This window comes from Variovorax sp. CCNWLW186 (assembly GCF_037203865.1).
Lineage (GTDB): Bacteria > Pseudomonadota > Gammaproteobacteria > Burkholderiales > Burkholderiaceae_C > Variovorax.
The window spans coordinates 97,869-110,628 of the sequence record NZ_JBBCBO010000001.1; the positions used below are offsets into that span (position 1 = coordinate 97,869).

The 12,760-nt window shown below is 66.6% G+C and carries 10 protein-coding genes; 4 read left to right on the top strand and 6 right to left on the bottom strand.

Annotated elements, in window-relative coordinates; translation table 11 throughout:
- The first annotated feature begins 39 nt into the window (after positions 1–39).
- Genes V9K97_RS00500 through fba form a run of 3 tightly spaced genes read left to right on the top strand, consistent with a single transcriptional unit; the run spans position 40 to position 4,057 of the window.
- Positions 40–918 carry a phosphoribulokinase gene (locus V9K97_RS00500; RefSeq protein WP_281150462.1) on the top strand — a complete coding sequence of 293 codons (879 nt, stop codon included), beginning with the start codon at positions 40–42 and terminating at the stop codon, positions 916–918.
- Between the two features lie 52 nt (positions 919–970).
- The gene (tkt, locus tag V9K97_RS00505) at positions 971–3,004 is read left to right on the top strand and encodes a transketolase (protein WP_337315802.1); all 2,034 of its coding nucleotides are present in this window, start codon (positions 971–973) and stop codon (positions 3,002–3,004) included.
- A 39-nt stretch (positions 3,005–3,043) separates the two neighbouring features.
- Positions 3,044–4,057, top strand: coding sequence for a class II fructose-bisphosphate aldolase (gene fba / locus V9K97_RS00510; RefSeq protein ID WP_258505772.1), 1,014 nt, complete (start codon positions 3,044–3,046; stop codon positions 4,055–4,057).
- Positions 4,058–4,066: 9 nt separating this feature from the next.
- Here fba and V9K97_RS00515 read toward each other — a convergent pair whose 3' ends face one another.
- Entirely contained in the window at positions 4,067–5,833 is a 1,767-nt protein-coding gene (locus V9K97_RS00515; RefSeq protein WP_337315803.1) for a tannase/feruloyl esterase family alpha/beta hydrolase, read from the bottom strand.
- A gap of 175 nt (positions 5,834–6,008) precedes the next feature.
- Here V9K97_RS00515 and V9K97_RS00520 point away from each other — a divergent pair, with 175 nt between their 5' ends.
- Positions 6,009–6,758, top strand: a complete 750-nt coding sequence (locus V9K97_RS00520) for a TerC family protein (protein ID WP_337315804.1) — start codon at positions 6,009–6,011, stop codon at positions 6,756–6,758.
- A gap of 19 nt (positions 6,759–6,777) precedes the next feature.
- Here the strand turns inward: V9K97_RS00520 and V9K97_RS00525 are convergent, their stop codons facing one another.
- The 5 genes from V9K97_RS00525 to V9K97_RS00545 form a co-directional block, all read right to left on the bottom strand.
- On the bottom strand, positions 6,778–7,209 hold the full coding sequence (locus tag V9K97_RS00525) for a VOC family protein (protein ID WP_337315805.1): 432 nt from the start codon (positions 7,207–7,209) through the stop codon (positions 6,778–6,780).
- 11 nt (positions 7,210–7,220) lie between these two features.
- Positions 7,221–7,427: a dodecin gene (locus tag V9K97_RS00530; RefSeq protein WP_258505777.1), complete on the bottom strand. Its 207-nt coding sequence runs from the start codon at positions 7,425–7,427 to the stop codon at positions 7,221–7,223.
- 107 nt (positions 7,428–7,534) lie between these two features.
- Positions 7,535–8,509 carry a tripartite tricarboxylate transporter substrate-binding protein gene (locus tag V9K97_RS00535; protein ID WP_337315806.1) on the bottom strand — a complete coding sequence of 325 codons (975 nt, stop codon included), beginning with the start codon at positions 8,507–8,509 and terminating at the stop codon, positions 7,535–7,537.
- Between the two features lie 29 nt (positions 8,510–8,538).
- Positions 8,539–9,900, bottom strand: coding sequence for a hypothetical protein (locus V9K97_RS00540; RefSeq protein WP_337315807.1), 1,362 nt, complete (start codon positions 9,898–9,900; stop codon positions 8,539–8,541).
- The gene (locus tag V9K97_RS00545) at positions 9,897–12,650 is read right to left on the bottom strand and encodes a tannase/feruloyl esterase family alpha/beta hydrolase (RefSeq protein WP_337315808.1); all 2,754 of its coding nucleotides are present in this window, start codon (positions 12,648–12,650) and stop codon (positions 9,897–9,899) included. The genes V9K97_RS00540 and V9K97_RS00545 overlap by 4 nt, the downstream gene beginning before the upstream one ends.
- Positions 12,651–12,760: the final 110 nt, after the last annotated feature.

Sequence of the window (12,760 nt, forward strand, 5' to 3'; positions counted from 1 at the left end):
GCGGTTGCACCACAGCTTTTTTATCTCTCCAAGGCCACCATGTCAGCCAAACATCCCATCGTTGCCATTACCGGCTCGTCCGGCGCGGGCACCACGTCCGTCACGCGGACCTTCGAGAACATCTTCCGCCGCGAGAGCGTCAAGGCGGCGATCGTGGAGGGCGACAGCTTTCACCGCTACGACCGCAACTCCATGAAGGTGGCGATGGCCGAGGCCGAAGCCGCCGGCAACCGGAACTTCAGCCACTTCGGCGAGGACGCGAACCTGTTCGCGGAACTCGAGGCGCTGTTCCGCGACTACGGCGAATGCGGCGCCGGCCGCAGCCGCAAGTACCTGCACGACGCGCAGGAAGCCGCGCCCTACAAGCAGGAGCCCGGCACCTTCACCGAATGGGAGACGCTGCCCGCCAGCGAGCTGCTGTTCTACGAGGGCCTGCACGGCGGCGTGACGACGGAGAAGGTCGACATTGCGCGCCATGTGGACCTGCTGATCGGCGTGGTGCCGGTGATCAACCTGGAGTGGATCCAGAAGCTGCACCGCGACAAGAACACGCGCGGCTATTCGACCGAAGCCGTGACCGACGTGATCCTCAGGCGCATGAACGAGTACGTGCACTACATCTGCCCGCAGTTCACGCGCACGCACATCAACTTTCAGCGCGTGCCGGTGGTCGACACATCGGACCCGTTCATAGCACGCACCATTCCGAGCCCGGACGAGAGCCTGGTGGTGATCCGCTTCGCCAACCCGATCGGCTTCGACTTTCCATACCTGCTGAGCATGCTGCACGACTCGTTCATGTCGCGCGCCAACACGCTGGTGGTGCCGGGCGGAAAGATGGAGCTGGCCATGCAATTGATCTTCACGCCGATGATCCTGCGCCTGATGGAACGCCGCAAGAAGGCCTATGCGATCTGACGCGCCGCGCACTGCCTGCACACCGCACAACACCATCAACAGGATCTTCGGCATGACGATTGAAAACCTTGCCTTGCGCACGCAGTGCGCCAACGCGATTCGCGCGCTGGCCATGGACGCCGTGCAAGCCGCCAATTCGGGCCACCCCGGCATGCCGATGGGCATGGCCGACATCGCGGAGGCCCTGTGGCGCCACCGGCTGCGGCACGACCCGGCCGACCCGCGCTGGATGAACCGCGACCGATTCGTCGTTTCCAACGGCCACGGCTCGGTGCTGCTCTATGCGCTGCTGCACCTGAGCGGCTATGCGCTGCCGATGGAGGAGCTCCGGCGCTTTCGGCAGCTGCATTCGCGCACGCCGGGGCACCCGGAGTTTGGCGTGACGCCCGGCGTGGAAACCACGACGGGGCCGCTGGGGCAGGGCATCAGCAATGCGGTGGGCATGGCGCTGGCCGAGAAGCTGCTGGCTGAAGAATTCAACCGGCCCGGGCATGAGGTGATCGACCACCGCACATACGTGTTTCTGGGCGACGGCTGCCTGATGGAGGGCATCAGCCACGAGGCGTGCTCGCTCGCTGGCACATGGCGGCTCAGCAAGCTGGTGGTTTTTTACGACGACAACGGCATCTCGATCGACGGCGAGGTGGGCGGCTGGTTCAGCGACGACACGCCGGGCCGCTTCGAAGCCTATGGCTGGACCGTGCTGCGCAATGTCGACGGCCATGACGCCGCGGCGCTCGATGCGGCCATTGCCAAGGCCGTTGAGGCGGACCGGCCGGTGCTGGTGTGCTGCAAGACGCGCATCGGCCAGGGCTCGCCGAACCGCGCCGGCACGGCCAAGGCGCATGGCGAAGCATTGGGCGATGCAGAAATAGCGCTGACGCGGGAAGCGCTCGGCTGGAGCGCCGCGCCCTTCGAGGTACCGCCTGCGGTTGCCCAGGCCTGGTCGGCACGCGAGAAGGGCGCCGCATTGCACCAGGCGTGGCAAGAGCGCTTTGCGGCCTATGCGCACGAGCACCCGGTGCTTGCGCGCGAGCTGCTGCGGCGCCATCGCACCGATGCGCCGCTCACCGCGCAGGTCGAAGACGCGTTGGCTTCGGCCGCCGCGGGCGCGGAACAGCGCAAGGCATCGGTGGCCACGCGCAAGGCCTCGCAGCAGGTGCTCGACGAGGTCGGCCCCACCATGCCCGAGCTGATCGGCGGCTCGGCCGACCTGACCGGATCGAACCTTACCGACTGGAAGGGCCACCGCGCGCTCAAGGGCACGGGCACAGGCAACCATGTGCACTACGGCGTGCGCGAGTTCGGCATGGCGGCCATCATGAACGGGCTGGCGCTGCACGGCGGCTTTCGTCCGTTCGGCGGCACGTTTCTGACTTTTTCCGACTACGCGCGCAACGGCGTGCGCATGTCGGCGCTGATGAAGCTGCCGGTCATCTATGTTTTCACGCACGACTCCATCGGCCTCGGCGAAGACGGCCCGACCCACCAGCCGGTGGAGCATGCATCGAGCCTGCGGCTGATTCCCGATGTCGATGTCTGGCGGCCTGCCGACGCCACCGAAACCGCGGTGGCCTGGCGTGAGGCGCTGCGCCGCATGGACGGGCCGAGCTGCCTGCTGCTCACGCGCCAGGCGCTGCCGCATGCGGGTGAAGATGGCGCGCGCATCGAATCGATTGCGCGCGGCGCCTACGTGCTGCGGCGCCCGCAATCGGAATGCGTGGCCTTACTGGCAAGCGGCTCCGAGGTCGGCGTTGCGCTGGCCGCCGCGGCGTTGCTGGCAAAGGAGGGCATCGAGGCCCGCGTGGTCTCGGTGCCGTGCATGGACGTGTTCGAGCGCCAGGACGCCGCGTGGCGCCATGCGGTCATTCCGCGCCACCTGCCGCGCTTGGCGGTGGAGGCCGGCAGCACCGGCCTGTGGTGGAAGTTCGTCGGCGAATACGGCGACGTGGTCGGGCTCGACCGCTTCGGCGAATCGGCTCCGGCCGGCGAACTGTTCAAGCTGTTCGGCCTGACCGCGGAGGTGGTGGCCGAGCGTGCGCGCCGCCTGCTGGCCGCTGAGGCCCTGCAGGACGGCGGCCGCTGACCTCATCCATTTGATTCCCCACATCCACAGGAGCTTTCCATGGCCATGATTTCGCTGCGTCAGTTGCTCGACCACGCGGCCGAGCACCAGTACGGCGTGCCGGCGTTCAACGTCAACAACCTGGAGCAGATCCAGGCCATCATGCAGGCCGCAAAAAAGACCGACAGCCCGGTCATCCTGCAGGCCTCGGCCGGTGCGCGCAAATACGCCGGCGAGCCTTTCCTGCGCAAGATGGTCGAGGCGGCGGTGGAGATGTACCCGGAGATCCCCATCGTGATGCACCAGGACCATGGCGCCAGCCCTTCGATGTGCATGCAGGCCATTCGTTCGGGCTTTACCAGCGTGATGATGGACGGCTCGCTGATGGAAGACGCCAAGACCCCGGCAAGCTACGACTACAACGTGGGCGTGACTCGCCGCGTCGTTGAAATGGCGCATGCGGTCGGCGTTTCGGTGGAGGGCGAGCTGGGCTGCCTGGGGTCGCTGGAGTCGGGCATGGCGGGCGAGGAAGACGGCAGCGGCGCCGAGGGCGTGCTCTCGCACGACCAGCTGCTGACCGACCCGCAGCAGGCGGCCGACTTCGTGTCGCGCACCGGCGTGGATGCATTGGCCATTGCCATCGGCACCTCGCACGGCGCCTACAAGTTCAGCCGCAAGCCTACCGGCGACATTCTTGCAATCGACCGCATCAAGGACATTCACGCGCGCATTCCGAAGACGCACCTGGTGATGCACGGCTCTTCTTCGGTGCCGCAGGAATGGCTGGCCGTGATCCGCGAATACGGCGGCGAGATCAAGGAAACCTACGGCGTGCCGGTGGAAGAAATACAGGAAGGCATTCGCCACGGCGTGCGCAAGGTCAACATCGACACCGACATCCGCCTGGCCATGACGGGCGCCATGCGCCGGGCCATGGGCAGCGACCGCAGCGAATTCGATCCGCGCAAGTTCCTGAAAGAAGCGACCGCGGCCGCGCGCGACCTGTGCATCGACCGGTTCCAGGCCTTCGGTACCGCCGGCATGGCGAGCAGGATCAGGCCGGCGGCACTGTAGCGTTGCTGCCTACTGGCAGGCGAAGCTCGAAGCCGATTCGAGGGGACCGCCCAGGTAGACCGCGGTCTTCGGGTAAGGGCACAGTGGCCGCGTGCGGGTGGGCGACCAGTTGGCGGGCAGCTCGGCGTTGACCACATTGGCGCCCGCTCCGCGAGCCCTGGCGATCACGGTGGCCGGTGCCTTGCCCTGTTCGACCCACGCCACCAGCGGCGTCAGCATGTCGAACTGGTCGGTGGCCGGGCCGCCGCCGCAATGGTTCATGCCGGGCACGGGAAAGAAGCGCGCAAAGCCCGACGCATCGCCGCCATTGGCCGTGCGCAGCTGCTCGTACCAGCGGGTGGTGTCGTCCGACGAGAACACCGCGTCGCTGGTGCCGTGGTAGACCATGAGCTTGCTGCCGCGATCGCGCAGCGCCGACAGGTTGGCGGGGTCGGGCGGCGTCATGAACGACATTGCCGATTCGGTGTAGACCGCATTGCTCGCGAAGATGGTCGGCGCGTCGGCGTCCATGCTGAACCCGAGCGCGAAATCGATCCCGAAGGGGCGGCTCGGCGCCAGCGGCGGCGTGCTGAAGACGAAGCCGAGCGCGGCGGTGTCGAGGTTCTGCGAGTTGGAGAACTCCCACTGGCGCCAGTCGGCCCCCTTGATGCCGGCGTCGAACGGAAAGCTGCTGTAGAGCGCGGTGCCCGCGCTGTTTCGGGCGCCGGCAAAGATGTTGCCGAGCACGTCCTTCTGCGTAGCCGTGAGGCAGCTGCCGGTGCGCGCGCCGCTGCACGAGGGCACGTCGTTGGCGAGGTTGAAGGCCTGCTTGCACGCCTGCACATCCGCAACGATGCCGTCGGCGGCGCCGTCCAGCGCATCGCAGCGCGCAAGCACCGCGTCGGCCACGGTGCTCATTTCCGCGGGCGTGAAGGCGGTCTGGAGGTCGGGCTTGCCGGCCGGTGTGTTGGCGGTGGTGACCCGGGCGTATTGCTGTACCCCGTAAAGCTGGGCCACTGCGGCCTTCGGCAGGTTGAAGCCGGGGTTGCCGGCCAGGATGCCGTCGTACTGGCCGGCAAACCTTGCCGCGGCCACCATCGCGTGGCGGCCGCCATTCGAGCAGCCTCCGAAGTAGGAGCGGTCGGCTTCGCGGCCGTAGGCCTTGGCGATGAGGTTCTTGGCCATGGGCGTGAGCTGCGCAACGGCGTTGTAGCCGTAGTCCAGCCGCGCCTGCGGGTCGATGCCGAAGGTCGGTATCTGCGCGCCCGAGTGCCCCGCGTCGGAACTGATGACCGCAAACCCCATGTGCAGCGCCGTGGTGGTGGGCGCACCGCCGCCCACGCTGCCCGTGGCCCGCGCCACGTTGCCGTCGAGCCCGCCGTTGGCCTGGTAGAAGAAGCGGCCGTTCCAGTTGACGGGCAGGCGCATCTCGAAGCCGATGGCGTAAGTCTTGCCGTCGACGCTGCTGGTGCGCTGGTTCATCTGGCCCTGCACGAGGCAGTGCTCCGGCGCGGGCGTGCTCGCGCCGGCCACGGTGAGCGCGCCCGCGGCCACTGAAGTCACGCTGGTGTACACGGTGCTGCCGAACGCCGCCTTGCCGGCGAGATCGGTGCACGACTGAAGCGTGCCCGGGCGCGCTTCCGAAGGTGCAGAGCCGCCGGGAGAGGGCGCCGGCGGAACGAACGGAAAGCCACCCCCGCCGCCTCCGCCACCACCTCCGCCGCAGGCCGCCAGCAGGGACGCCGCGGCAAGAGCCGCCCATGCCGGGCGGTACGAAGAGAACACGGATTGAACCATCGCTGTCTCCTTTCGCCGGGGCGGCCCGGCTCATCAATAAAGTTATTTCACGTAATCAATATAGTTTTGTTTGATAACTAAAAAATAGGGCAAACCCTTGCGGGGAAATCGGGCATGGCAGACTTCAGGACATTCCCAACCTTCTTGGCGGCGCTGCCGCGGCGAAAGAACCCCGATGCTTGAACTCCTGACGGATCCCCAGGTCTGGATTGCCTTTGCCACCTTGACTGCGCTCGAGCTCGTGCTGGGCATCGACAACATCATCTTCATCTCCATCCTGGTCGACAAACTGCCGCCCGAAAGACGCGAGTTCGCACGGCGGGTGGGGCTGTTCATGGCCATGTTCATGCGCATCGGGCTGCTGCTGGTGCTTGCCTGGATCGTGGGCCTGGTCAATCCGCTTTTCTCGGTGCTGGGCAAGGGCATTTCGGGGCGCGACCTGATCCTGATCCTGGGCGGGCTGTTCCTGATCTGGAAAAGCACGAGCGAGGTTCACCAGTCGCTCGAGGGCGGGCACGAGCAGAAGTCCAGCGCGGTGAAGGCCACCTTCGCGGCGGTCATCCTGCAGATCATGATCATCGACCTGGTGTTCTCGCTCGACTCCATCATCACCGCGGTGGGCATGGTGGACGATGTGCGGGTGATGATCGCCGCGGTGATCGTGTCTGTGCTGCTCATGATGCTGTTCGCCAGCCCCATCGGCCGCTTCGTATCGAACCACCCCACCATCAAGATGCTGGCGCTGTCCTTCCTGGTGGTGGTGGGCGTGGTGCTTGTCGCGGAAGGTTTCGGGCACCACGTGCCCAAGGGCTACGTGTACTTCGCAATGGCCTTCTCGCTGGTCGTGGAAATGCTCAACATCAGGCTGCGCAAGAAGTCGGACAAGGCGGTGGAACTGCATCCGCCGCACATCCCCGGCGACTGAAGGCGCAAGCGCCCGGGGCCTAGTCTGTTCCCGCTTCGGGCAGCAGCTGGGGGTTGTAGACGGCCTCCCACAGGTGGCCGTCGGGGTCGGTGAAATAGCCCGCGTAGCCGCCATAGAAAGTGTCGGCCGCGGCCTTCACCACGGTGGCGCCGGCCTTTGCGGCCTGCTGCATCACTGCATCGACTTCGGCCTTGGACAAGACGTTGTGCCCAAGGGTGAATTCAAGCGGCCCGCCCGTCCGCAGCGGCAGGCCGGTATCGGCCGCAATGCTCGAGCGCGGCCACAGCGCGAGCCTGAGCCCGTGCTGCAGTTCGAAGAACGCGACGGCGCCGTTCTCAAACTCCTTGCCGATGATGCCGTCCGTGGAAAACCCCAGCCCGTCGCGATAGAACGCCACGGCTTTTTCCAGGTCTTCGACGCCCAGGGTGATGACGGTGACTCTTGGTTGCATGAACCGCCTCGCTACTCCAGCGTGAAGCCGATCTTCAGCGTGACCTGCCAGTGCGCGATCTTGCCGTCCACCACGTGGCCGCGCGTCTCGGTCACGGTAAACCACTGGATGTTGCGCACCGTCTGGTGCGCCTTGGTGATGGCGGTCTGCACCGCTTCCTCGATGCTGACAGGGGACGAGCCGGTGAGCTCCAGCGACTTGTAAACGTGATTCGACATGTCTCTGCTCCTTGTAGTGGTGGAAACATCGTAGTCATCGCCGGCTGCAAGGGCAAACGAAGCAGTCGTTGTTTCGACATGCGCGAATCGTCGCTGGAGGCGCGGGCCTAGTCCGCGTACACGCCCGCCGCCTTGATGATGGGCGTCCACTTGGCGATTTCGTCCGCCACGAACTTCCTGTGGCCTTCGGGTTCGATGCGCCCGTCGGTGGCCACCACGGCGCCAAGCGCTTCTTCGCGCTTGATGAAGTCCGCGTCGCGCAATGCGGCCTTCATGGCCTCGTTGAGCTTCTTCAGCACCGGTGCCGGCGTGCCCTTGGGGGCATACAGGCCGTGCCAGATGGTGACCTGGAAGTTCTTCAGGCCCGATTCGTCGAGCGTGGGCAGGTCTTTCAGCAGCGGCGTTGTCAGCCGCTTGGGCGTGGTGACCGCGTAGGCCTTGACCTTCCTGGCCTCGATCTGAGGCGAAGTGTTGGTGGTCTGGTCGCACAACAGATCGATCTGCCCGCCGATCAGGTCGGTAATGGCCGGTGCGGTGCCCTTGTAGGGCACGGGCGTCATGTCGGTCTTGGTGGCGCTCTGGTAGAGCAGGCCGCACAGGTGCGAGGCCGAGCCCACGCCCGCGTTGCCGATGTTGATCTTGCCTTTGTTGGCCGCAATCCAGGCGGTCAGTTCCTTGTAGTTGGCGGCTTCGATGGCGGGTTTTGAGATGAGCGTCATCGGCACGTCGTTGACGATGCCCAGGTACTCGAAATCGCTCTCGACCTTGAACGGCAGGTTGCGCACCAGCGTCGGCACGGTGGCCATTGCGATGTGGTTCAGCAGCAGGGTGTAGCCGTCGGGCTTGGCGCGTGCCACCTTGGCCGCGCCGATGGAGCTGCCGGCACCGGGCACGTTGTCGATGATCACGCTCGCACCGCCCAGGGGCTTGCGCAGCGCCTCGGCCAAGTCGCGCGCCACGCGGTCGGTGGGGCCGCCGGCTGCAAAGGGCACGACGATGGTCACCGGCTTTCCGGCGGGAAAGTCTTGCGCATGCGCACCCATGGCAAGGGCCAGCGCCGCAAGGGCGAACAGTTTTTTCATGGAAGTCTCCGTCAAGTAAAAATGAAAATTCAGGGGGCTCGCGCCGGCACGCGGCTCTCGAGCGCGGGCGGCTGCCAATCGGGCTTGATGTGGCAGCCGTTCTTGCCGTCGGTGTCGTAGCGCGGCGCCAGCGATGCGCAGCGTTGCGCAAGGCTTTGCGGCGTAGGCTTTTCGCCCTTGTCGATCCAGTCGAGCAGGGCGGTAAAGAGCGCGGGGTATTCCGAATCGCTCAGGTAGCTGTGCTCGCGCTCCGCGCTGAAGCTCTGCACCAGCTGGCCGCCGGTGCCGGCCGCGTCGCGGATGCGGCGATAGGCGTTCTCGAGTTCGACGAAAGCCGTCGGGTCGTCGATGGCATGCAACGCCAGCGTGGGCAGCGCTGTGCGCCCGGTCGGTTGGCTGTCGGCTGCCAGGGCGCCCTTGGCCTGCGGATCGGCGGCGTAGCGCAGCACGCCCGCATTGAGCGCCGCATCGTCGGCCGAGCCTTGGTAGACGACGCCAATGTTGCCGAACGGATTGCGGCCGCCCAGGCGTTTTTGCACCAGGTCCTGGAACAGCCAGGTCGCCCAGTTCAGGTGGCCCAGCAGCGAGCGCTCCTCGATCTTCACGACCGAGAGAATGGTCTTGAGCCGCGCGGCCTGCTCAGGCGTGCGCTGCGCGGCGGGCATGCCGACCCCGGTGCAGTCCTTGACGCGCGCGGCCAACTCGGGCCGCGTGAGTTTTGAATCGGCGGGCAGGCCCATCCACAGCGGGTATTGCGGCTCATCGGCACGCGGATGGTTGCGGCACACGTACTGGTACACCACGCGCAGGTCGAGCCGGAAGTCATAGGCGCTGTTGCCGCCGCCGAGCACGCCGCTGGTGAGCAGAAGGCCGTCGTAGGGCGACTTTGCACTGCCCACAGGCGCATAGAGCTCGGCCGCCTTTGCCGCGACGCCCGCGCCGTAGCTCTGGCCATGCAGCAGCGTGCGCTGTGGCTGGCCGAAATGGCGCACGAAGATCTGGCGCAGCCGCTCGGTGTCTTCCGCCGCCATCGTCACGCCGTAGCCGCCGCGCCGATAGGTGGAGCCGGCCCAGGCGTAGCCGGCCTTCACGGTGATCGCCCATCGCTTCAGGTCTTCCTGGCTGCGCTCGAGCTTGGGGGGCCCGGTCTCCGGGCCGCCATGCGCATGCATCACGAGCACGCCGCGGTTCCAGTTGTTCGGAATCGCGATCCAGTAGAAAGAACCGTTGCCGTCTTCGCCTGTGTAGCAGCGTGCGGCCTCAGGCACGGGTGCGGGGCAGGGCGTTGATGCAGGTGCCTGCTTGGATGCGGGCGAGGCCGCTTGCGCGGAGAGCGGCAGCGCGGTGCCCAGCAGCGCGAAAGCGGCCAGCGTGGAAAGTTGTTTTTTCAATGTCGTACTCCGAGTTCCAGCGCCGCGTTCGTTCCTGCCGTGGAAGCGAATCCGAGGACGCCGCTGTTGAAGATGAAATTGCCCGGCCGGCCCGCATCGGCCTGCGCCACGCCGAGCACAGGCGTGTCGTAGCTGAGCGATGCAGAGGTGCCGCCCAGGTTGAAGCTGCTGCCCGCCACGGTGGCTTCGCGGTTCTGGCCTGTCACAGCGGCCATGGCGTAGCTGCCGTCCGCCGTGCCGGGCGTCAGCGTCTGCTGCAGGCCGAACATCCGCAGGCCGGCATTTGCCGCCGATTCGCGCACCAGGTGCAGCGGCACCGCGGCACCGTTCACGAGCCCGATCACCATCGACCCTGTGAGCGTGCCGCCGGTGGTCACGGCGCCGCCGGTGGGCGAGGTGGTGCGCAGGTCGAAGGCACCGCGCGCGGTGTTGTAGGTGATGTAGCCCTTCTCCGTCTGCGTGCATGTGGCGTCGTAGGTCATGAACCCGCCGGTCACCGCATCGCGGCAATACTGGAAAGTGCCCGCATTGCGCAGCCGCACCGATGAGGCATGCGCCACCGCGGCGCCGGTGCCCTGTTGCACGCCGACCGCGTTGAAGATGTTGGCCACCGGGTTGAACACCGCCGGTGCGGCCGTGTTCTCGAAGGTGTTCTGGAAGGCGACGAGCGGTGCAAAACCGCCGCCGCTCGGCGCGTTCACTCCGCCCAGCAGCACGCCGCCGGGCGCAAAGCTGAAGACTGCCGCGCTCTCGCTGCTCGCATAGCTGCAGCTGCCTTGCGCCACCAGGGAGCCGCTGCGCTGCGTGCCCGCCGCGCGCTGCAAGCTGGCGTCGATGGTCACGGTGTAGGCCATGGTGGCCGGATCGATGTCGACGCGCAGTTCTTCGCCGAAGCTGTTGCCGCCCTTGTAGCTGGCAGGGGTGGCCGGCAGGTTGGGGCAGGCCAGCGGATCGCCGACCTCGGTTACGCAGCTGTAGTTGACTGCCGCATCGAGGCTGCCGCTGCCGCGGTACTTGGGCCATGCCGGAAACTGGCACAGCGGACGCGTGCGGCCGTAAGTGCCTGCCACCGCATCGACGGCTACGCCTGTGGCAGGTGCCAGGCCTGCCTCCACCCAGCCCTCGAGCGCCGCAAGCGAGTCCCAATTCGGAATGAAGCTGCCCGTGCCATGGCCCATGCCCGGCACGGTATAGAAGCGCACGTGCTCGTCCACCGCAGCTTGGCCCACGGTGGCGATGAGCTGCTTGTAGTACTCGATGGTCGAGTTGGGGCTGATCACCTCGTCGGCCAGGCCGTGCAGCATGATGACCCGGCCGCCGCGCGCGAAGAAGGGCGCGAGGTTCGGGTTGGTGGCATCGGTCAGCGCCGACACTTCGCTCACGCGCGAGGCATAGCTGCCGGGGTCCAGCGGGTCGAAGCCCAGCGAATCGAAGGTGTCGATGCGCGTGACGAAGTACTTCACCCACTGGTCGCCCGTAACGTACATGTTGGCGTCGGCCGACGTGGCGGGGTTGCCCGGCACCTTGCGCGTGCCCAGGTCGCGCGTGGTGAAGGGGCCCGCCACCAAGGTGCCTTCGAGGATGTTGTAGCCGCCTGCGCGCTTTACGCCGTTGGCCAGCGAGTAGGTGCTGAACTCGAGCGGCGATTCGATGGTGCGCACGGTGGCAAGTTGCGCGTCCGAAAGGCAGGTATCGCCGTTGTCGGTGCCGCCGCTGCAGCGCAGCGACGCAAGGATCTGCGTGTTCAGCAGCCGGCAGCTTTCCACGTTGCTCACGATGTTGTCTGCCGCGCCGTCGAGCTTGTCGCAGGCCTGCATTGCCGCCTTCTGCACCAGCAGCGTCTTGGCCACGTTCATCCAGCCGGCGCCGCCGTTGCTGTAGAGCGCCCGGCCCACCGCTACGTTCGACAGCCGCGTGCCGGTGTAGTTGAGCGCGGGCTCGTTGGCAATCACGCCGTCGTAGTCCTGCGGCCAGCGCTGGATGTAGCTGAGGGCATCGCGCCCGCCGGTGGAGGTGCCCAGAAAGTAGGCGTAGGCGGGCTCGATGCCGTAGCGCGCGAGCACCAGCGCCTGCGCCACGTCGCGCGTTTTCTTGAGCGAATTGCCGCCGTAGTTCGCAAGCTGCTCGTCATTGGCGGCAAAGCGCCCGTCGGTGATGCTGCTGGACTGGTGGCCTGAATCGTCGCCGTAGGTTGCATACCCCAGCGCAAGCGGCGCGGGCTTGCCGGCGGGGCCGAAGCGGATGACCTCGGTGCCGTCGATCAGCACGCCGTCGAAGCCGCCGCCGCCGAAGTGAATGGTCTTGCGGTTCCACTTTTCGGGCAGGTTGACCGCAAAGTTGATGGCCTGCGAAGCAGGGTCCATCGGCTGGATGGTGCCGCGCACGCGGCAGTAGTCACCGAGCCGGTTGCCGGCGTCGCTTGCCGCCACCGGCACTGCGCTGGTCACGGTTGCGCCCTGGGTGGGCAGGCTGATGAGCGAGGCGGGCAGGCTCTTGCCGGCGAGATCCGCGCAGGAGACCACCGGCTGCACGGTCGGGGGCGGCGGGTTGTCGGGCGGATCGGTGTCGGGCGTGCCGCCATTGGACGGCGGCGGGGGCGATGCGATGGGAAAGAACCCGGCACCGGCGCTGCCACCACCGCCGCCACCGCCGCAGGCGGCAAGAACCAGCGAAATACCGATCACGGCAACGAACGAACGGCAGGCGCAAAAGGGCGCGTCAGGCAATGCAGGAGGGCGCGAGTTGCGCATGGACTTGTCTCCGGAATGCGGCCTCGATGGGCCGCTTTTTTGAATGAGCGGCCGGACGATAGGTGCACGGTGACCTAGGGTCAAATAAAATAAAGAGGCACTTCCGATAT